This window comes from Pseudomonas sp. DSP3-2-3, assembly GCF_049898225.1.
Taxonomy (GTDB): domain Bacteria; phylum Pseudomonadota; class Gammaproteobacteria; order Pseudomonadales; family Pseudomonadaceae; genus Aquipseudomonas.
This window is the reverse complement of sequence record NZ_JAFCXH010000010.1, coordinates 86,504-105,559: the sequence shown is the minus strand read 5'-3', so window position 1 is coordinate 105,559 and position 19,056 is coordinate 86,504. Positions and strand designations below refer to the sequence as shown.

The following is a 19,056-nucleotide window of genomic DNA, read 5'->3' as shown; positions in this document are numbered from 1 at the left end:
CCGCTCACTCACCCCAGCAATTGACTCAATACCGCCCGCAACTTGCCGGGCTTTACCGGTTTATTGAGCAAGGGCGCGCCCAGTTTCTGCAACGAACGCCGACATTGGTCGCTCCGGTCGGCGGTAATCATGACAGCGGGTATTTCCTGCCCAAAGTATTCCCGCAGGTCTCTGACTACCTCGCAGCCGGTCACCCCGTGATCAAGGTTGAAATCCGCAAGAATCAGCTCCGGCGGCCGACCTTCGAGCACGCGGTAAGCGCTGGCCTCATCGCTCGCGGTCAGCACTTCGCAACCCCATTGGCCAAGCAAGGCTGCCATGCTTTCCAGAATGCTCAATTCGTTGTCCAGCACCAGCAGACGCCGCCCCGGCAACGGGTTGCCAGCCCCCGATTGTTGCTGCACCACGACACTCACCGGCACCGGTATTTCGTCGGACAGCGGCACATCGATGCTGAAACGCGAGCCCACCCCCGGCCGGGATTTGACCTGCACCCGATAGCCGAGAATCTTCGCGATCCGCTCGACAATCGCCAACCCGAGGCCCACGCCTTTGCGGTCGGCAGCGCGGCCTACATCCAGCTGATTGAATTCGAGGAAGATCGACTCCAGCCGATCGTCGGCAATGCCGCGCCCGGTATCCCAGACTTCTAGCCGCAGATAATCCCCGCGCCGCCTGGCGCCGAGCAGGATGCCGCCCGAAGCTGTGTAACGGCAGGCGTTGCTGAGGAAATTTCGCAGGATTCGGGTCAGCAGGCGCAGATCGGTGTATACCGCGAAATCGCCGATGTGCGCGCGAAAGCTCAAACCTGAGGCTTGTGCCACCGACTGAAATTCCGAAGCCAGAGGCGCCAGCAGTTCATCCAGCCGATACAACTCCACGTCTGGTTTGACGGCGGCCTGATCGAGCTTGGAAATGTCCAGCAGATCGGTGAGCAGGTCTTCGGCGCCTTCCAGTGCCTGATGCGTACGCTCCACCAGAATGTGCTCCGCATCCGGCAAGGCACGCTCGCGCAAGGTGGAAATCAACAACCGCGCAGCGTTCAGGGGTTGCAGCAAGTCATGACTGGCGGCCGCAAGGTATTTGTCCTTGCTGCGATTGGCGGCCTGCGCTGCGTCCCGCGCCACTAACAGTTCGTCGGTGCGCGCGGCGACCCGCTGCTCCAGTTCGTCGTTGAGTTGTTGCAGGCGTTGCTGCGCCAGCTTGCGCTCGGTGATGTCGGCGACGAAGCCTTCGAAAATGCCGTCTTCATCAGGCTTGAGCAGCAGGTTCATCAGCACATCGAGCCAGCTGCCATCCTTGCGACGCAACCGAGTCTCGTAGCCCAGCAAGCTGCCTTCGCGTTGCAGGACGTGGCCGATGGCGTCGGTTTCAGCCTGCCCGCCGATAAACAGGCTGCCGGCCAGATCAGCCAGGGAAAACAGCACTTGTTGCGGATCGTCGTAGCCGAGCATGCGTGCCAGCGCCGGGTTGGCGGCCAGCAAACCTTGTTGCAGACTGGCCTGAAAAATCCCGTGGACGGCATGTTCGAACAGCCATTTGTAGCGGTTACGCTCTTTTTCCAGCTCCTCAAGCCGCACCGTCAACTCGGGATAATGGCTCTTGCGCGTCGAATGGTTACCCAGTCCGAGCAGCGCGGTCAGCGCACTTTGCCGCTCGTCAGAGGGCTTCGCCATACACCACCTCAACGTCGCGCTGACTGGACGCGCGCGGGTTGGTGAGAATGCACGGGTCATCCATGGCGTGCTGCGACAGGAACGGAATATCCGACATCCTGACGCCGTGCCGTCCCAACGTTTCGTGGAAGCCGACCGCATGTTTGAGCGCGATCAAGTGTTCGACCAGGCGCTGGGAAATCATTTTGTGGGTCAGCCCACGGCAATCGATGCCCAGCGTCTCGGCGATCAGCTTGAAGCGGTCCGGCGCTGAGCTGTAGTTGAAGGCCACCACGTGCTCCACCAGCACTGCGTTGCACAAGCCGTGAGGCAAATCGAGGAAACCGCCAAGGCTGTGGGACATGGCATGCACCGCGCCGAGGATCGCATTGGAAAACGCCAGCCCGGCCTGCATGCTGCCGAGCATGATTTTCTCGCGCAGGGCGATGTCGTTGGGGTTGGCGATCATCTGCACTAGATTGCCATCGATCAGGCGCATGGCCTCCAGCGCATGAGGATCGGTCAGCGGGCCGTGACCTGTGGAAACGAAGGCTTCAATGGCATGCACCAGCGCGTCGATGCCGGTACAGGCAGCCAGGAACGGATCCATGCTCAGGGTGGTTTCCGGATCGATCAACGATACGTCCGGGACCACCGCCTTGCTGACGATGGAAAATTTCATGCGCTCCTGCTGATTGGAAATGATCACGAATTGCGAGACATCGGCGGAGGTCCCGGCCGTGGTCGGAATCAGGATCAACGGCGGGCTTGGCACCCGAATGGTGTCCACGCCTTCGAATTCGAGGATGTTGCGGCCATGGGCCACAACAATGCCGATGCCCTTGCCGCAATCCATCGGGCTGCCACCGCCCACTGCGACGATCACATCGCAGTGATGCTCGCGGTACAACTCGGCGCCGCGCATAACCTCTTCGACCCGAGGATTGGGCGACACGTCGCTGTACAGGAAGTGGTCGATATTCAGGGCTTGCAGGCTGGCCTGGACATCGGCCACCCAACCGGCGGCAATTACGCCGGGGTCGCTGACCAGCAGGACCTTGCGCGCACCAAAGGTTTTCGCATAGTTGCCAACACTGTGACGACTGCCCGCACCAAAGATGATTTCAGGAGAAACGAACTTGCGCAGCTGGCTGAGGTTCTGGCTCATATATAAAGCCTTTTTTTGTTGTTATTAGAAGATGCACGCCAGCCTAGTGTATTTGTTACTGAATGCAATACGACCTTTTAATGACTGGCCAGACAGCAAAAGGCCCCGGCCATCGCGAAGGATGGACCGAGGCCGGAACAGCCTGATCAGCGACTGGCGAAATACATGGTGACTTCAAAACCGATACGCAGATCGGTAAACGCGGGTTTTTTCCACATGGGTCAATCCTCTTGTTGTGCCGGGAAAGTCCGGTTGTTCAATTAGTGCATGGGGGATGCGTGGTTGAAATAGTACTTTGGGCCTGAAAATGCCCGATATAGCTGGAGGCTTGCCCGCGAAGGCAATGTCTATGAGAAAACGACATCGTGAAGCTGAAGACCTCTTCGCGAGCAAGCTCGCTCCCACAGCTGAAATGCGGTCATTCCGTGGGACCGGATTTATCCGGGAAGGCGTCGGTGCAGACACCACATCGGCGGCGTCTGTGGGTTGCCCTCAAACAGAGAACCTCCCACCCCCGCAGCTTTAGCCATCAGCGCTTGGCGACCAACTCCTTGGGCAGCTTGAAGGTCCAGAGCATGCCGCCCTGGTTGAAGTCCTTGACCCGCTTGGCCACTTCGCCGCCCCACAGCGGAACCGCGCCACCCCAGCCGGACAGCACCGAGACGTATTGTTCGCCATCCATTTCCCAGGTCACAGGCGAGCCGAGTACGCCGGAGCCGGTCTGGAATTCCCAGACTTTCTCGCCCGTCTTGGCATTGAATGCTTGCAGGAAACCTTCAGGCGTCCCGGTGAAAACCAGATTGCCCTTGGTGGTCATCACCCCGCCCCAGAGCGGCGCATAGTTTTTGTGCCGCCAGACTTCCTTGCCGGTTTTCGGATCGATGGCGCGCAGCACGCCGATGTAATCTTCGTTGAGCGGTTTGATGGTGAAGCCCGCGCCCAGAAACGCCGCGCCTTTCTTGTAGGCGATGCCTTCGTTCCAGATATCCATGCCCCATTCATTGCCGGGCACGTAGAACAGACCGGTGTCCGGGCTGTACGCCATCGGCATCCAGTTCTTGGCGCCGAGGAACGCCGGAGCGACGAATGACGAGGTGCCTTTGGCCTCGCCGTCCGGCGCGCCGGGACGACTGGCGTCGATGTAGATCGGCCGACCGTCCTTGTCCAGGCCGCTGGCCCAGGTGATCTTGTCGGCAAACGGGAAGCCGCGTATGAACTTGCCGTCCTTGCGGTTCAGTACATAAAAGAAGCCGTTGCGGTCGGCGGTGGCGGCGGCCTGTACGGTCTTGCCGTCCTGCTCGTAATCAAAGGAAATCAGCTCGTTGACGCCGTCATAATCCCAGCCGTCGTGAGGCGTGCTCTGGAAGTGCCATTTGATGGTGCCGTCATCGGGATTCAGCGACAGACGCGAAGACGAATACAGGTTGTCGCCGGGCCGCATGTGCGAGTTCCACGGCGACGGATTGCCGGTGCCGATCAGGATCTGATTGTTGCTGGGGTCGAAATAACCGCCCAGCCAAGGCGCCGCGCCGCCGGTTTTCCAGAGATCGCCCGGCCAGGTCTTGTTGGCCTCACCGCCGGAAATGCCGTTTTCGATGGCCTTGCCGTCCTTGTAGGTGTAACCCATGTTGCCTTCGACCGTGGGCCGCGACCACAGCAGCGTGCCGTTTTTCGGGTCATAGGCCTCGACCTTGCCCACCACCCCAAACTCGCCCCCCGCTACGCCGGTAATCAGCTTGCCGTTGACGATCATGGGCGCGGCGCTGATGGAGTAGCCGGCCTTGTGATCGGCGACCTGTTTGCTCCACACCACCTTGCCGGTGTCTTTGTTGAGGGCGACCAGCTTGGCATCGAGCGTGCCGAAATAGACCAGATCGCCATACAGCGCCACACCGCGATTGATCACGTCGCAGCAAGGACGAATGTCATCGGGCAAACGTGCGTCGTACTGCCAGAGCTTCTTGCCGGTGCGCGCATCCACGGCGAAAACCCGGGAATACGAGCCGGTCAGGTACATCACGCCGTCTTTGATCAACGGTTGCGCCTGCTGGCCGCGCTGTTTTTCACCGCCGAAGGAAAACGCCCACACTGGCCGCAGGTCCTTGACGTTTTCGGTGTTGAGAATATCCAGCGGGCTATAACGCTGGCCCAGTACGCCCAGGCCATTGGTGACGATCTGCTCGGGATTTTTCGGATCCTGAAGAATCTCTTCGTCGGTCACCGCCGCCAGGGCTGCGCCTGACAGCAACATGGCGCTCATGAGCAGGCTCAGGGCGAAAGATGGGCGACGTGCGGGTTGGGTCATGACGGCTGCCTCTGCGTTCTTGTTGTTCTGGATGTTTGTTCCGGGGGCTTCGGGAAATTTTCCCGACCTGTCACAGATTCTTCTCGGCCCGGCACCTCGGGACAATTGGCCGCAGTATCGAAATCTCTAGTCCATTGGTAGTGCTCTCTTGGCTTCAGCGGGCATCCACGCGCGTCATCTGCGCTTGCTCGTAACGCGGATACAGATGACTGACGCTGCGAATCAGCTCGTAGCGGGTCAGGCTGATGGCCGCAAAACGCTCCGGGATCGGGCTGCGAATCACCTCCGCCATGTCGCTGCCATTGGCGGCAGCGGTGCGCAGCAGGTTGTCGAGCCAGCCAAGGTAATCGCGCATCTGCATGAACGGCCCATCGTCGCTGGCCACCGGACCGTGCCCCGGCACCAGCTGTTTCCAGGGCAGCGTCTGCAGTTGCTCAAGGTCCGCCAGCCAGACGTCCAGCCCGGGCGTGTTCGGTGTGGTCAAGGCCCGTTGATAGAAGACGATGTCGCCTGCGAACAGCACGCCGGTCAGCTCGTCGAAGATCGCCAGATCGGCCCCCGTGTGACCTTTGAGGGCGATCAACCGCAGCGGATGCCCGCTCCGATTCAAGGTGCCGGTGTTCAACGCTTGATTGGGCAACAGCACTTCAGTGCCTCGCATCCAGTCGCCGACCAGGCGGTACATGTTTTCCGCGAGCGCATCGCCATGCTGCTGCATCAGCGCGCTGGTTTCGGCAAGCGCGCCGATGGGCACATCCGCGAAAGCCTGGTTGCCCAGTACATGGTCGGGATGATGGTGAGTCAGTAGCACCTGGATCACCGGTTTGTCGGTGGTGGCGGCGATTGCCCTGCGCATCGCCTCGCCGTAGCGCCTGGACGGGCCGGTATCGATCACAATTACACCGCTGTTGCTGACGATGAACGCGGTATTGACGATATTGCCGCCGTTGGCCTTGGCGAAGTTATCGGTGCTGCCTTCGAGCACATAGGTATTTTCGGCAATCTGGCGAGGCTTGAGGTCGTATTCCAGATCGGCCTGAGCGAATGGGCTGATCAATACCCAGATCAGCAGTGCCACGCACTTCGACCCTCTCCGGGCGTTGTTCATATCAAGGCACCGCCGCATTGAATTCATTGCCACTGGTGTCGCGCAGCACCAAACGGGTGGTGCCGGAACCTTGCACATCAAAACCCAGCATCGGGTTTTCGCTGACCGCCGGAAACAGTTCCAGGCTCGCCATGAGCTGGTCGCTGGCATCGCGCAGTTCGGCGTGATTGAGGTAGAACTCGGGGATGCCGCTGACCATGCCGTTATCCATGGGATGGGAAATCTGCAGGCGCAGGCGGCTGAAGTCCTGGCGCGGATAGCGTCCGCCGAGCACTTCGCCGATGTGTTCTTCCCAGCCCGCCTGGGTACGTACCACGCTGGGCGCCGTGCAACCGCCGCCCGCCGCTTGAATCGTCGTCGAGCCGATATGCCAGACACCGTCGCGGGTCAACACGGCGGCGCGCAACGGCGTGGCCTGTTCGATGCGGATGCGGATCGCCAGCCACGGCAAGACCTGTGCTCCCGGCTGAAAGTCGACGATCTGCGGCAATGGATTGAGTTCGGCCCAGGCCAGGATTCGCAGCACCTGGCCCTGGTAGGCCCGAGCATCAATTTCGATGGGCACCTGTCGCGCATCCTCCGCGAAAGGCGGCGCGCGCAAAATGATCTTGTCGTCGAAGACATAAGGCGCGTCCTTGAGCAGTTTTTGCTGGAAGAACGCCCACATAACCGAAACCACCGGGTCTTTGCCGGGATCGGGGGGGACGGCAGGGGCCAAGGTCGGCGCAAGCAACAGCAACAGTGCAGCGATGCGGGTGAACATTTCATATTCCTTTCCGGCAACGATGAGGCCTTCGCATTTCTCTGTGGGAGATCCCCCGTCGCGCAGCAAACACCGGCACCCGCTGCAACCTACTGATACATCTCCGGCACGTCATATCGCATGCCGTAGGCGGCATAGATCTTTTGTACCTCGCCGTCGCGGATCATGGTTTCCAGCTGTTCTTCCAGGGCGTAGGACAATTGGCGATTGCTCTCGTGGACCGCCATGCCGATCTCCCAGACCTGGCGGCCCATGTTCGGGTAGGCGTTTTCCGCAAGGAGCAGTTGCGGGTCATGCGCCTGGTGCAGTTGCCAGTCGATTTCGCCGCGCATGGCCATGACCGCGTCCACTTCACCGACCTTCATGGCGACAAACGCCTGCTGCACACTCGGATAGTGATGGGTCCTGGCGCCGAACTGGCCATTGAAGATCGACGTCAGGTAGAACGACGGCACGCTGTCGATTTCCACGCCGATGGGATGCTCTTCAAACACCGCGACGCTGGGCACTGCGTCCAGGCGGCGGTGGTCGTAGGCGACTTGCCAGCGCTCGGTCTGGTAGGGCCCGAACATCACCACATGATCGTTGTCCAGCTCACCGAACTCGTTGCGCCGCTGGGCATAATCCCGGTCATAAGGAACCCGCATCATGACGTCGGCCAGCTGCTGGTCGCGCAACTGGCTGCCGCGCCAGATCAAGTCCCGCAAGTCATCGTCGAGTTTTTCGCCGGGCGGCGCCCACATCAATTCCAGGCTGACGCCCAGCGCTTTGGCCAATGCCGTGGCCAGCTCGATATCCACACCGCGTGGCTGACCATCGACCTTGAAGCTGTAGGGCGCGAAGTCCTGGTAGACCGCGACTTTCAATACCCCTGAAGCAATGATCGTGTCGTAATTGCGCACTTGCGCGTTGGCGACCGGACCCAGCAGGATCAGACAACACCACAGCGTTGCGCTTGATAGCACCGCGAGCAGACGCATGCGGTCACTCCTCGACGTGAACGCTGTCCAGATAGGTACGTACCGCCCAGAGCGCTTCCTGGCTCAAGTAATCGGCCATTTTCGGCATGTAGACACGGCCGTCGCGCACCGCGCCGTTGCGCACCCGCTCGACAAACCACTCGTCACCCGCGACGCCGACGTCCAGCAAACGCAGGTCGGGCGCGATGCCGCCGGATTTGGCTTCCAGGCCATGGCAGGCTGCACAGTTCTGGTTATAGGCCGACGAACCGATTTCCAGCGCTCGGTCGTGACTCTTGGAATCACGATAGGGATTCTCGGTACGCCATTCAGCGCCCAATGGCTCCAGCCCTTCAGTGGCCACCGCTTGCGGCACCACGTTGCCGTGCGCCAGCGCCAGACCACTCCCAGCCAACAGGCTGATCAGGGTTGCAGTGAGCACGGTAGTTGAGATTCTTATCATTGTTATGTCCTCAAGATTGCACGCAAAAAGCCACGCAACCATCTTAAGAACCCGGTCACCCGCATCGAATGCTGCTTTGGTGGCCGCGCCCTCCTCCCTTGGTAGTAGAGCTTGGGAACCAGTCCCAAATCAGAGACGGTTCGGGAACTCTTCCCGGCAACAGCGGGAGTTTTTCCGTATCGCGCCCCGCTTCCCGCGGCCAACCTGTACAGGTCCAATCCTCCAATGGAACCTGCCCCATGACAATAACAAGATCGTCCCCTGCCGCTCTGTCACCACTGGCCCTGGCCCTGTTGCTAGGCGGCCTGTCGCTTTCGGGCCTTGCCAACGCCGCCGATGCGGGCAAGGTCAGCTGGGAAGACATCGCCAACGACCACCTCAGCACGCAAAACGTGCTGCAATACGGCATGGGCACCAACGCCCAACGCTGGAGCCCTCTGGCGCAGGTCAATGACAAGAATGTCTTCAAGCTCACCCCGGCCTGGTCGTACTCCTTTGGTGATGAGAAGCAGCGCGGTCAGGAATCCCAGGCCATCGTCAGCGACGGCGTGATCTACGTCACCGGTTCCTATTCCCGGGTATTCGCCCTGGAGGCCAAGACCGGCAAACGCCTGTGGACGTACAACCACCGTTTGCCGGACGACATCCGCCCCTGCTGCGACGTGGTCAACCGTGGCGCGGCGATTTACGGCGACAAGATCTTCTTCGGCACCCTGGATGCGCGGGTCATCGCGCTGGACAAGAACACCGGCAAAGTGGTCTGGAACAAGAAATTTGGCGACCACAGCAGCGGCTACACCATGACCGGCGCGCCAACGTTGATCAAAGACAAGGTCAGCGGCAGGGTGCTGTTGATTCACGGCAGTTCGGGTGACGAATTCGGCGTGGTGGGTCGTCTGTTCGCCCGGGATCCTGACACCGGCGAAGAAGTCTGGATGCGGCCTTTTGTCGAAGGTCACATGGGCCGCCTGAATGGCAAGGACAGCACGCCGACCGGCGACATCAAGGCGCCGTCATGGCCGGATGACAAAACCACCGAAACCGGCAAGGTCGAAGCCTGGAGTCACGGCGGCGGCGCGCCATGGCAGAGTGCAAGCTTCGATGCCGAGAGCAACACCCTCATCGTTGGCGCCGGCAACCCCGGCCCATGGAACACCTGGGCGCGCACCGCCAAGGACGGCAATCCTCACGATTACGACAGCCTCTACACCTCCGGCCAGGTCGGCGTCGATCCGAGCACCGGTGAGGTGAAGTGGTTCTATCAACATACGCCGAACGATGCCTGGGATTTTTCCGGCAACAACGAGCTGGTGTTGTTCGACTACAAGGGCCAGGACGGCAAGACCGTCAAAGCCACCGGTCACGCCGACCGCAACGGTTTCTTCTATGTGGTGGACCGCAACAATGGCAAATTGCAGAACGCCTTCCCGTTCGTCGACAACATCAGCTGGGCCAGCCATATCGACCTGAAAACCGGCCGCCCGGTGGAAAACGAAGGCAAGCGTCCCGCCAAGCCATTGCCAGGCGAAACCAGGGGCAAACCGGTGGAAGTTTCGCCGCCTTTCCTGGGCGGCAAGAACTGGAACCCCATGGCCTACAGTCAGGACACCGGCCTGTTCTACATCCCCGCCAACCAGTGGAAAGAAGACTACTGGACCGAGGAAGTGAACTATAAAAAGGGTTCGGCCTATCTGGGCATGGGCTTCCGCATCAAGCGGATGTATGAGGACCACGTCGGCACCCTGCGCGCCATGGACCCCACCAGCGGCAAGGTGGTCTGGGAGCACAAGGAGCGCTTGCCGCTCTGGGCCGGTGTACTGGCGACCAAGGGCAATCTGGTGTTCACCGGCACCGGCGATGGTTTCTTCAAGGCCTTTAACGCTAAAAACGGCGAAGAGCTGTGGAACTTCCAGACTGGCAGTGGCATTGTTTCCCCGCCCATCACCTGGGATCAGGACGGTGAGCAGTTCATTGGCGTGACGGTGGGTTACGGCGGCGCGGTGCCGTTGTGGGGCGGCGACATGGCCGAGCTGACCAAACCGGTGGCGCAAGGCGGATCGTTCTGGGTGTTCAAGATTCCGAGCTGGGACAAGACAGCGGCCAGATAAACCGATCGCTGTAGGAGCCAGCTTGTTGGCGAGGCGGCGTGTCAGCTACGCGGCTTCGCGGGCAAGCCTCGCTCCAACGAATCGCATTAACCCTGCTCTGGAAAACCATCATGAATTACCTGCCCCTCATTCTGTTTTTCGCCCTGCCCTGCGCCCTGGCTGCCGATGACGGTGAGCCGTTGGTGATCAACGGTTGCACCATCGCCGAAGCCAGCCAATGCCCGAACGCCGACCTGCGCGGCGCGGACCTGAGCAATCAGGATTTGCGCAAGATGAGCCTGGCCGGCGCCGATCTGCGCGAGGCCAACCTACGCCACGCCAGGCTGGATCTGGCCAACCTGGAAAAAGCGCAGCTGCAGAATGCCACGCTGACCCGCGCCAGCCTGCAACAGACCAACCTGCGAATGGCTGACCTTCGCGGCGCACAACTGCAAGCGGTGCAAGGCTGGGGCCTGTTCGCTCAGGGCGCGCAATTCGAAGGCGCCAACCTCAGCGCTGCCTATCTGCAATTCGCCCGTTTGTCCGGGGCGAAGCTGCACAACGTCAACTTGCAGGCTGCGGATCTGGAAATGACCTTTCTCAACAAAGCCGACCTGCAGGGCGCGGACCTGCGCGACGCGAATCTTCAGGAGACCAAGTTCGGCGCAAGCAACCTGGCCAACGCCAACCTCACTGGCGCGCGACATCCGTATGCCAATTTCCAGGACAGCAATATGCAAGGGTGCGTGGCCTGTCCCGGGGGTTGGGATGATTGAGGAGATTGCAGATGAACCGTTCCCTCACATAACCACCCGCATCACCCCCGTATCAATCGCCAGATGCACCAGTTCCGCATGGGAACTGACCTGCAACTTGTTCTTGAGCAAGGTCAGGTAATTGGAAACCGTCTTGGCGCTGATGCACAGGCGTTCGGCAATCACCCGCGAGGGCGTGCCTTTGGCGAGCATCAGGAAGATCTCCAGCTCACGCTGGGTCATGCTTTGCAGGCGCTGATCGGTGCAGTTCTGCTGCTGAGGGTTGCAGGCCAGTTGCGTGGCCAGCGGCTGCTCGATGTAGGCGTGGCCGGCGAGTATCCGGCGTACCGCTTCGATCAGCACGTCGGGGGCCGAGCTTTTGGTCAGATAACCCGAAGCCCCGGCGTCCAGTGCCTGGCGCACCAGCGGCAGTTCGTCATGCATGCTGAAAAACAACACCCGCAGCTGCGGCAGTCGTTGTCGCAAGCGCCGGGTGGTTTCCAGGCCGCTGATGCCTGGCAAGCTAAAATCCATGATCACCAGTTGCGGAATTTCTTCCTGAACACACACCAGGGCCTCTTCACCGGTCGCCGCTTCGCGCACCTGCACCAGCGGCAACATCGCGCGCAGCAGACTGGCGTAGCCCTGCCGCACCACGGCATGGTCGTCGACAATCAGAATATGCATTCAAGCCTCCAGGGGAATGTTCAGTGCCAGCGTCCAGCCGGCGCCGGGTTGTGTCTCGATATGCAGCTCACCGCGCAGACAGCGGGCGCGCTCGCGCATGGAATACAGGCCAACGCCGGGCCGCTGCGGTGCCTGCGCGCCGCAGCCGTTGTCGCGAACTTCCATGACCAGTCGAGCGCTGAGCCTGCGCAGGCTGACCCGCACCTGACTGGCGTTGGCATGCCGCACCACATTGGTCAGCGCTTCTTGCAGCAGCCGGTACAGATGCGCCTTGGCAACGGGCGGCAACTCGGGAAGCTGCGGATCGACCAGCAGCTCGCACTCGATGCCGTGAGCGCTGCGCCAGTGTTCCGCCAGCAAGGTCATGGCCTCGGACAAGGGCAGGTGCTGCAAGACCACCGGGTACAAATCGCGAATCAACGCGCGAAAGCCAAGCTGCAATTGTTCGCAATTGGCCTCCAGGCCCAGAGCGGTACTGCGCACCAGATCCGATTGATCGGACACCATGCGCAGCAGACAGGCCTGGGCGCGAATCCCGGCAAGGTATTGGCCAAGGTCATCATGCAGGGTCTGCGCGAGGCGCGTGCGCTCCCGATCCTGCACCGCGAGCAGCGCCTGGGTCAGGCGTCTGTTATCGGCTTCGGCATGCTCCAGGGTGGCGGTCATGCGGTTGAAATGCCCGGCCAATTGTTGCGCCTCGGCATTACCTTGCAGCGGCAGGCGCACGTGCAGTTCGCCCCGGGAAACCTGCTGCAAGGCTTTGAGCAAGTTATCGAGCACATGCATGCCGCGACGCACGGCCCAGCGAATCGTCGACAGACTCACAACCAGCGCCAGGCCACACAGCAACAGCAATTGCTGCAATGAGTCCCAGACTTCATCGATTTCATCGCTAGGATCGACGCCCAGCTGCACCCGCCGGCCATCACTGAGGTTGATAATACGCACTGGGTGAGTCTCTGCGGGGAACAGCCAGCGACTGATCAAGGCATCCGCGCCGCTTTGGGTTGTCACGTGTGGCTGCTCGTCGGCAGTCAGCCAGATGACGCGCACATGGCGCAGGTGTTCGCTCAGGCGCGGCTGGAGCGCGGCGGGCTGCTGTTCGGCGGTGTCACTCAGGTATTGCACCACGGCCTGGGCGGCGACCAGCTCGCGATCGACATCGGCCACTGCCTGATGCAGCAGCAGCCACAAACAGGCCGCCGTAACCAACGAGAAGAAACCGATCACCCAGAGGTTGATGCGCCAGAGTGCGGACATGAGCTTGCCTTCTTATTATTGATATCCGCATGCTAAATCCCGGCAACAGCGGCCCGGCTACTACCTTGGTACTGGCAGACTGGTACTTTCTGCATATTTCCCCGCTTCCATTGCATTCCTATGCTGGCGCAACCCGTACCGGAGTGCCTCATGCGCCAGCTTTCCAGACCCGCCCTGCACTGCCTGCTTGCCCTTGCGGCGGCGGTTTTGTGGACAAGCCCAAGCCCGGCCGCCAATGAAACCCTGCAAGTGCGCATCGGTTATCTGGCCTTCGTACCCGATCCCGGCCCGCTGTTATCCAATGTGATTCCTGAACCGGTGGATGCCGGACTGCGCGGCGCCGAACTGGCGATCATCGACAGCAATAGCACCGGGCGTTTCCTCAAGCACAGCTACAGCCTGGAAAACGCCAGCGCCGACAATTCGCAGGCCTTGCTCGATAAAGCCCGCGCGCTGCACGAGCAAGGTTTGCGGCTGTTTGTGGTCAACGCGCCAGCGGACACCCTGCGCCAGCTCAGCGCTGCGTTGCCGGACAGTCTGCTGTTCAACGCCGGCAGTGCCGACGACAGCCTGCGCAGCAATGCATGCCTGAGCAACGTGCTGCACACCTTGCCCAGCCGCGCGATGTTGACCGATGCGCTGGCGCAATTTCTCGCCGTACGGCGCTGGAATCGCTGGCTGCTGATCGTCGGTCAGACACCCGACGACCAAGCATATGCGGCTGCCGTGCGGCGCGCCGCCAAGCGCTTCGGGCACACCATCGTCGCCGAAAAAAACTGGAGTTTTGACAACGATCAGCGCCGCAGCGCACAAGCCGACATGCCGTTGTTCACCCAGACCGCCGAATACGACGTGGTGCTGGTGGCGGACGAACGAGGCGACTTTGGCGAATACGTGCCCTACCAGACCTGGTATCCGCGCCCGGTCGCCGGTACCCAGGGCCTGACGCCGACCGGTTGGCACAAGACCGTGGAAACCTATGGCGCGGCTCAATTGCAGAAACGCTTCGAAGCCCTGGCCGGACGCTGGATGAACGACCGGGATTTCGCCGCCTGGATGGCCGTGCGCAGCATCGCCACCGCAGTAGCCAAATTGCGTAACACCGATCCGCTTGAAATCCGCCGTCTGGAATTGAGCGATCAGTTGCCGCTGGACGGTTTCAAGGGCCGCAAGCTTAGCTATCGGGCGTGGAATGGCCAATTGCGCCAACCGATTCCCATTGTCCAGCCACGCGCCCTGGTCAGCACTTCGCCACAGGACGGCTTCCTGCACCCGGTCACCGAACTCGACAGCCTGGGCTATGACAAGCCCGAAGTGAGCTGCACCTTCAACTGACGTTTTGCCGACCATTCCAACAATAAGGAACACGCCATGCGCCGCACTCTGATCGCCACCGCCTTGATGGCTGCCGCCCTTTCAACCATCGCGGGGCAAAGCCTGGCGGCCACTGCCTGGGTGTCCAACGAGAAGGACAACAGCCTGAGCCTGATCGACATGGACAGCCTGAAAGTCACGCAAACCATCGCCGTGGGTATGCGTCCACGGGGCTTGTTGCTGTCCCACGACAACAAGCTGCTGTACATCTGCGCCAGCGACTCGGACCGCGTACAAGTGATGGACGTCGCCACTCACAAAATCATCAAAGAACTGCCTTCCGGCAAAGACCCGGAACAGTTCGCCCTGCACCCCAACAACCGCTGGCTGTATGTTTCCAACGAAGACGACTCGCTGGTGACGGTGATCGATACGGAGAACTCCAAGGTTCTGGCGCAGATCGATGTCGGCGTCGAACCTGAAGGCATGGCGGTCAGTCCCGACGGCAAGTGGGCGGTCAACACCAGCGAAACCACCAACATGCTGCACTGGATCGACACCAGCACCCAGACCCTGGCCGACAACACGCTGGTGGATCAACGACCACGCTTCGTCGAGTTCAATCAGGACGGCTCGCAACTCTGGGCTTCGGCGGAAATCGGCGGGACGGTCAGCGTGATCGATGTCGCGACACGCAAGATCATCAAGACCCTTAAATTCCAGATCAAGGGCGTGCATCCTGACAAGGTGCAGCCGGTGGGCATCAAGATCGCCGCCAACGGCAAATATGCATTTGTGGCCCTCGGCCCGGCCAATCACGTGGCGGTGATCGACGCCAAAACCCTGGAAATCGTTGATTACCTGCTCGTAGGCCGTCGGGTCTGGCAGATGGCGTTTACCCCGGATCAAAGCCAGTTGCTGACCACCAATGGCGTCAGTGGCGATGTGTCGGTGATCGACGTCGCCAGCCTCAAGGTGACCAAGTCGATCAAGGTCGGCCGTTATCCCTGGGGCGTGGTCGTGACCCCATGAATGCCCTGGAAGTCGACAAGCTCAGCTTCGCCTACGGACCTCGGGAAGCCTTGCGCCAGATCAGTTTCAGTCTCGCGCCGGGCTGTTTCGGCGCGTTGCTCGGGCCCAATGGCGCAGGCAAGTCAACCTTGATCGCCTTGCTGACCCGGCTGTATGACCTGCAACGCGGCGAGATTCGTGTGGGCGGCTGTTCTCTGCGCCAGACACCACGCCCGGCGTTGCGGCAATTGGGCGTGGTGTTTCAACAAAGCACGCTGGACCTGGATCTGAGTGTCGAACAAAACCTGCGTTATCACGCCGCGCTGCACGGTATGTCGCGTGGTTCGGCAATTGTCCGCGTCGCTGAGGAACTGGCCCGCCAGGGATTGAGCGAGCGCAAGGCCGAACGGGTTCGCGAGCTCAATGGCGGGCATCGGCGCCGGGTGGAGATCGCTCGGGCCCTGCTGCATGAGCCGCGCCTGTTACTGCTCGACGAAGCCAGCGTCGGCCTTGATCCGGCCAGTCGCCTGGCGCTCAACCAGCACGTGCGCAGCCTGTGTCGCGAACAAGGCATCAGCGTGCTCTGGACCACGCACTTGCTGGACGAAGTGCAGCCCGGTGACGACTTGCTGATCCTGCATCAAGGACGCCTGGTGGCCTCGGGCAACGCCGCAGCCGTCAGCGCCGAACATGGCGGTGAACTGGGCACCGCGTTTGCTCAACTCACCGTCACTTCTGCTTCTGGAGTAACCAGCCGATGAACGCCTACTGGCAATGCTTCAGCGGAATCGTCCTGCGCGAATGGCTGCGTTTCATTCTGCAACGCACAAGGTTTCTCAGCGCGCTGGTGCGGCCGTTGCTGTGGCTGCTGGTGTTCGCGGCAGGTTTTCGCGCGGCGCTGGGCATCGCTATCATCGAGCCCTACGACACGTACATCCCTTATGAGGTGTACATCATTCCGGGGCTGGCCAGCATGATTCTGCTGTTCAACGGCATGCAAGGCTCGTTGGCCATGGTCTACGACCGGGAGATGGGCAGCATGCGCGTGTTACTCACCAGCCCGCTGCCGCGCACGTTCCTGCTGGTCAGCAAATTGCTGGCCACTTCGTTGATCTCGCTGCTGCAGGTGTATGCCTTTCTGGCGATCGCCTGGGTTTACGGCGTGCAACCACCCGCATGGGGTTTGCTGGCGGCGCTGCCAGCGTTGTTGTTGGTGGCGTTGATGCTCAGCGCGTTGGGCCTGCTGCTGTCGAATGCGATCCGCCAGCTGGAAAACTTCGCTGGGGTGATGAATTTCGTAATCTTCCCGATGTTTTTCCTGTCGTCGGCGCTTTATCCACTGTGGAAGATGCAGGAGGCCAGCCAATGGCTGTATTGGCTGTGCGCAATCAACCCGTTCAGTCATGCCGTGGAACTGGTGCGCTTTGCCCTGTATGAACGCTTCAACCCGCTGGCAGCCGCGGTTTGCCTGGGCTTGACGGTCATTTTCACCGTGCTCGCCGTCGTCACCTTCAACCCCCAGCACGCCGCTGTTCGCAAAGCTGGCTAATACTCGCTTGCAGCTTGAAGCTTGCCGCTCCAGGCTGCCTTTCTACTCCTTTAGTACCGGTTTTGCTTTCTATCGTCGCATTCCCAAAGCGGCGGTTGTGCCTTGTAATGCAGGTCATAACAAGAAAGGAATAGCCGCCATGCTGCGTGCTTCGCGCTCAACCCTGCTATCGATGGTGCTTGCTACGACGCTACCCTGCCTCGCCGTGGCTGAAACCCCGTTGTTTTCCGCCGATGGCTATCGCATTGCGTTGTATCGCAGCCCGACGCCCGTTCAGGTCGATGGCGCCAGGATTATTGATACGGTGCAACTTCAGGCGCTTCTGCAACAACCCGCGAAACCGCTGCTGATCGATGTGTATCGCCGACAATGGCTGCAAGGTCGCTTCATCGAAGACGAACCTCACGCCAATCTGCCAGGCAGCCTGTGGCTAGCCAATACCGGCGACGGCGAACTGACCGATCAATGGCAGGCTTATTTTGTCGGCCATCTGCAACAAGCCAGCGCCGGTCGCCACGATAGGCCGATGGTGTTTTACTGCCGCGCCGATTGCTGGCTGAGCTGGAACGCCGTGAAGCGCGCGGCGGCACTGGGCTACAGTGACCTGTATTGGTATCGCGACGGTCTTGACGCCTGGCAGGCAGCCGGTTTGCCGGTCACAGCCGCGCAACCGCTACCGCTGCCCTGACGCCAGCGCAATGGAACCGAAGCAATCATCAGAACAACACGATATTCCATAAAAACAAGGTGAATGGCATGTACAAAATTCTAATAGCCGACGATCACCCGCTGTTTCGCGAGGCCATCCACAACGTCATCACTGACGGCTTTCCCGGCAGCGAAGTGATGGAAACCGAGGACCTGGAAAGCGCCCTGGCCTTGACCCAGCTGCATGATGATCTGGACCTCATCCTGCTGGACCTGAACATGCCCGGCATGCACGGCCTCAACGGCCTGATAAACCTGCGCAACGAGGCGCCGACCATCCCGGTAGTGATCGTTTCTGCCGAGCAGGACAAACAGATCGTGCTGCAGGCCATCACCTACGGCGCAGTGGGTTTCATCACCAAATCGTCGCCACGCTTGCAGATGACCCAAGCCATCGAGCAGATCCTCAACGGCAACGTTTATCTGCCTTCAGACATCATCCGCAGCCAGAAACCCGCCACCCGCCGGCATAACAGCGAAACCCGAAGCTTTCCGCCCGAACTGCTGCAAGCCCTGACCCGCAAGCAACTGTTAGTGCTGGAGCGCATGACCAAGGGCGAATCGAACAAACAGATCGCCTACACCCTGGAAATCGCCGAAACCACGGTCAAAGCCCACGTTTCAGCGATCCTGCGCAAGCTCAATGTGCACAACCGGGTACAAGCCATTCTCAGTGCCGGAGACATCGATTTCGCGGCGTACCTGCGGCGCTGATCTTACAAAGGCGGGGCCCGACTTCGTATGCTCCTTGAGTAGCGTTCCATGGCTTCCTTGGGATGAAGCCCTGGGCAGCTTGCTCCTCACCCCTGCCGCACCATCCCTTCGCACGCCTCTTCGATATCACTGGTTTGGGTGGGCCGCACCAGACGGCTCAATTCCTCACCGTCGCGCATGAATATCAGTGTCGGCCATAACTTGACGCGAAACGAACGGCCGAGCGGTCGCCCGCTGCCGTCCTCGATTTTCAGATGCCGCACGTTGGGGTAATCGCGCATGACCGTGCTGATCAGCGGCTGTGCAGCTTTGCAGTAACCGCACCAGTCGGTGCCGAACTCGATCAACGCCGGGCCCTGCAAGGCGTCTATCTCGGTGCGTGTCGGTGCGCTTGTGGCGTATGGCTGGCTGCTCATGAAAGGTCTCCGTAGGTGGGAATGCGCGGCAGTCGGTGGTCAATGTGACATGTGAACGACGCCATGGGCAGTGGGTTCCTTCGCGGTGCTCAGACTCATCTACACATTTTCGTCCTTGCGTGATCGGAAATATG

At 60.6% G+C, this 19,056-nt stretch carries 19 protein-coding genes; 8 read left to right on the top strand and 11 right to left on the bottom strand.

All coding sequences use genetic code 11. From position 1 onward, the window contains the following. Window positions 1-8: 8 nt before the first annotated feature. The 8 genes from ACP7E4_RS13820 to pedF all read right to left on the bottom strand — a co-directional run bounded on the left by ACP7E4_RS13820 (window position 9) and on the right by pedF (window position 8,421). Window positions 9-1,676, bottom strand: coding sequence for a hybrid sensor histidine kinase/response regulator (locus ACP7E4_RS13820; RefSeq protein WP_426114485.1), 1,668 nt, complete (start codon window positions 1,674-1,676; stop codon window positions 9-11). Continuing rightward, window positions 1,660-2,823 (bottom strand): alcohol dehydrogenase-like regulatory protein ErcA, encoded by a 1,164-nt coding sequence (gene ercA / locus ACP7E4_RS13815; RefSeq protein ID WP_426114483.1) that lies wholly within the window; start codon window positions 2,821-2,823, stop codon window positions 1,660-1,662. The genes ACP7E4_RS13820 and ercA overlap by 17 nt, the downstream gene beginning before the upstream one ends. 146 nt (window positions 2,824-2,969) lie before the next feature. Then, window positions 2,970-3,041: a pyrroloquinoline quinone precursor peptide PqqA gene (pqqA, locus tag ACP7E4_RS13810; protein WP_020289857.1), complete on the bottom strand. Its 72-nt coding sequence runs from the start codon at window positions 3,039-3,041 to the stop codon at window positions 2,970-2,972. 311 nt (window positions 3,042-3,352) lie between these two features. Then, window positions 3,353-5,128, bottom strand: coding sequence for a PQQ-dependent methanol/ethanol family dehydrogenase (locus ACP7E4_RS13805; RefSeq protein ID WP_426114481.1), 1,776 nt, complete (start codon window positions 5,126-5,128; stop codon window positions 3,353-3,355). 154 nt (window positions 5,129-5,282) lie between these two features. Further along, window positions 5,283-6,236 carry a quinoprotein relay system zinc metallohydrolase 1 gene (locus ACP7E4_RS13800; protein ID WP_426114479.1) on the bottom strand — a complete coding sequence of 318 codons (954 nt, stop codon included), beginning with the start codon at window positions 6,234-6,236 and terminating at the stop codon, window positions 5,283-5,285. A gap of 1 nt (window position 6,237) precedes the next feature. Beyond that, window positions 6,238-6,999 carry a quinoprotein dehydrogenase-associated SoxYZ-like carrier gene (locus ACP7E4_RS13795; RefSeq protein WP_426114477.1) on the bottom strand — a complete coding sequence of 254 codons (762 nt, stop codon included), beginning with the start codon at window positions 6,997-6,999 and terminating at the stop codon, window positions 6,238-6,240. A gap of 89 nt (window positions 7,000-7,088) precedes the next feature. After that, window positions 7,089-7,979 (bottom strand): substrate-binding periplasmic protein, encoded by an 891-nt coding sequence (locus ACP7E4_RS13790; protein ID WP_426114475.1) that lies wholly within the window; start codon window positions 7,977-7,979, stop codon window positions 7,089-7,091. 4 nt (window positions 7,980-7,983) lie between these two features. After that, window positions 7,984-8,421 carry a cytochrome c-550 PedF gene (gene pedF / locus ACP7E4_RS13785; protein ID WP_426114473.1) on the bottom strand — a complete coding sequence of 146 codons (438 nt, stop codon included), beginning with the start codon at window positions 8,419-8,421 and terminating at the stop codon, window positions 7,984-7,986. Window positions 8,422-8,660: 239 nt separating this feature from the next. Here pedF and exaA point away from each other — a divergent pair, with 239 nt between their 5' ends. Together exaA and ACP7E4_RS13775 are read left to right on the top strand one after the other, a co-directional pair. Beyond that, on the top strand, window positions 8,661-10,529 hold the full coding sequence (exaA, locus tag ACP7E4_RS13780) for a quinoprotein ethanol dehydrogenase (RefSeq protein ID WP_426114471.1): 1,869 nt from the start codon (window positions 8,661-8,663) through the stop codon (window positions 10,527-10,529). 110 nt (window positions 10,530-10,639) lie between these two features. Further along, entirely contained in the window at window positions 10,640-11,284 is a 645-nt protein-coding gene (locus ACP7E4_RS13775; RefSeq protein ID WP_426114469.1) for a pentapeptide repeat-containing protein, read from the top strand. A 24-nt stretch (window positions 11,285-11,308) separates the two neighbouring features. Here ACP7E4_RS13775 and ACP7E4_RS13770 read toward each other — a convergent pair whose 3' ends face one another. After that, a complete protein-coding gene (locus ACP7E4_RS13770; RefSeq protein ID WP_426114467.1) occupies window positions 11,309-11,950 on the bottom strand; it encodes a response regulator transcription factor in 642 nt (213 codons plus the stop codon). Next, a complete protein-coding gene (locus ACP7E4_RS13765; RefSeq protein ID WP_426114465.1) occupies window positions 11,951-13,210 on the bottom strand; it encodes an ATP-binding protein in 1,260 nt (419 codons plus the stop codon). A 150-nt stretch (window positions 13,211-13,360) separates the two neighbouring features. On the opposite strand from ACP7E4_RS13765, the gene ACP7E4_RS13760 reads away from it, so the two are divergent. From ACP7E4_RS13760 to ACP7E4_RS13735, 6 genes are all read left to right on the top strand, one after another. Further along, window positions 13,361-14,545 (top strand): ABC transporter substrate-binding protein, encoded by a 1,185-nt coding sequence (locus tag ACP7E4_RS13760; protein ID WP_426114463.1) that lies wholly within the window; start codon window positions 13,361-13,363, stop codon window positions 14,543-14,545. Window positions 14,546-14,581: 36 nt separating this feature from the next. Continuing rightward, window positions 14,582-15,556 (top strand): YVTN family beta-propeller repeat protein, encoded by a 975-nt coding sequence (locus tag ACP7E4_RS13755; RefSeq protein WP_426114462.1) that lies wholly within the window; start codon window positions 14,582-14,584, stop codon window positions 15,554-15,556. After that, complete coding sequence (locus ACP7E4_RS13750; protein WP_426114460.1) at window positions 15,553-16,296, top strand: ABC transporter ATP-binding protein; 744 nt, start codon at window positions 15,553-15,555, stop codon at window positions 16,294-16,296. Before ACP7E4_RS13755 ends, ACP7E4_RS13750 begins: the two co-directional genes overlap by 4 nt. After that, window positions 16,293-17,084, top strand: coding sequence for an ABC transporter permease (locus ACP7E4_RS13745; protein ID WP_426114458.1), 792 nt, complete (start codon window positions 16,293-16,295; stop codon window positions 17,082-17,084). Before ACP7E4_RS13750 ends, ACP7E4_RS13745 begins: the two co-directional genes overlap by 4 nt. A gap of 139 nt (window positions 17,085-17,223) precedes the next feature. Next, window positions 17,224-17,772, top strand: coding sequence for a PQQ-dependent catabolism-associated CXXCW motif protein (locus tag ACP7E4_RS13740; protein ID WP_426114456.1), 549 nt, complete (start codon window positions 17,224-17,226; stop codon window positions 17,770-17,772). Window positions 17,773-17,840: 68 nt separating this feature from the next. After that, entirely contained in the window at window positions 17,841-18,506 is a 666-nt protein-coding gene (locus tag ACP7E4_RS13735) for a response regulator (RefSeq protein ID WP_426114454.1), read from the top strand. 86 nt (window positions 18,507-18,592) lie between these two features. Here ACP7E4_RS13735 and ACP7E4_RS13730 read toward each other — a convergent pair whose 3' ends face one another. Further along, window positions 18,593-18,922: a thioredoxin family protein gene (locus ACP7E4_RS13730; RefSeq protein WP_426114452.1), complete on the bottom strand. Its 330-nt coding sequence runs from the start codon at window positions 18,920-18,922 to the stop codon at window positions 18,593-18,595. Between the last annotated feature and the right edge of the window lie 134 nt (window positions 18,923-19,056).

Bases quoted from the DNA above. Each gene is read 5' to 3' on its own strand.
- ACP7E4_RS13820 (WP_426114485.1), bottom strand. From the start codon at position 1,676: ATGGCGAAGCCCTCTGACGAGCGGCAAAGTGCGCTGACCGCGCTGCTC.
- ercA (WP_426114483.1), bottom strand. From the start codon at position 2,823: ATGAGCCAGAACCTCAGCCAGCTGCGCAAGTTCGTTTCTCCTGAAATC.
- ACP7E4_RS13805 (WP_426114481.1), bottom strand. From the start codon at position 5,128: ATGACCCAACCCGCACGTCGCCCATCTTTCGCCCTGAGCCTGCTCATG.
- ACP7E4_RS13800 (WP_426114479.1), bottom strand. From the start codon at position 6,236: ATGAACAACGCCCGGAGAGGGTCGAAGTGCGTGGCACTGCTGATCTGG.
- ACP7E4_RS13795 (WP_426114477.1), bottom strand. From the start codon at position 6,999: ATGTTCACCCGCATCGCTGCACTGTTGCTGTTGCTTGCGCCGACCTTG.
- ACP7E4_RS13790 (WP_426114475.1), bottom strand. From the start codon at position 7,979: ATGCGTCTGCTCGCGGTGCTATCAAGCGCAACGCTGTGGTGTTGTCTG.
- pedF (WP_426114473.1), bottom strand. From the start codon at position 8,421: ATGATAAGAATCTCAACTACCGTGCTCACTGCAACCCTGATCAGCCTG.
- exaA (WP_426114471.1), top strand. From the start codon at position 8,661: ATGACAATAACAAGATCGTCCCCTGCCGCTCTGTCACCACTGGCCCTG.
- ACP7E4_RS13775 (WP_426114469.1), top strand. From the start codon at position 10,640: ATGAATTACCTGCCCCTCATTCTGTTTTTCGCCCTGCCCTGCGCCCTG.
- ACP7E4_RS13770 (WP_426114467.1), bottom strand. From the start codon at position 11,950: ATGCATATTCTGATTGTCGACGACCATGCCGTGGTGCGGCAGGGCTAC.
- ACP7E4_RS13765 (WP_426114465.1), bottom strand. From the start codon at position 13,210: ATGTCCGCACTCTGGCGCATCAACCTCTGGGTGATCGGTTTCTTCTCG.
- ACP7E4_RS13760 (WP_426114463.1), top strand. From the start codon at position 13,361: ATGCGCCAGCTTTCCAGACCCGCCCTGCACTGCCTGCTTGCCCTTGCG.
- ACP7E4_RS13755 (WP_426114462.1), top strand. From the start codon at position 14,582: ATGCGCCGCACTCTGATCGCCACCGCCTTGATGGCTGCCGCCCTTTCA.
- ACP7E4_RS13750 (WP_426114460.1), top strand. From the start codon at position 15,553: ATGAATGCCCTGGAAGTCGACAAGCTCAGCTTCGCCTACGGACCTCGG.
- ACP7E4_RS13745 (WP_426114458.1), top strand. From the start codon at position 16,293: ATGAACGCCTACTGGCAATGCTTCAGCGGAATCGTCCTGCGCGAATGG.
- ACP7E4_RS13740 (WP_426114456.1), top strand. From the start codon at position 17,224: ATGCTGCGTGCTTCGCGCTCAACCCTGCTATCGATGGTGCTTGCTACG.
- ACP7E4_RS13735 (WP_426114454.1), top strand. From the start codon at position 17,841: ATGTACAAAATTCTAATAGCCGACGATCACCCGCTGTTTCGCGAGGCC.
- ACP7E4_RS13730 (WP_426114452.1), bottom strand. From the start codon at position 18,922: ATGAGCAGCCAGCCATACGCCACAAGCGCACCGACACGCACCGAGATA.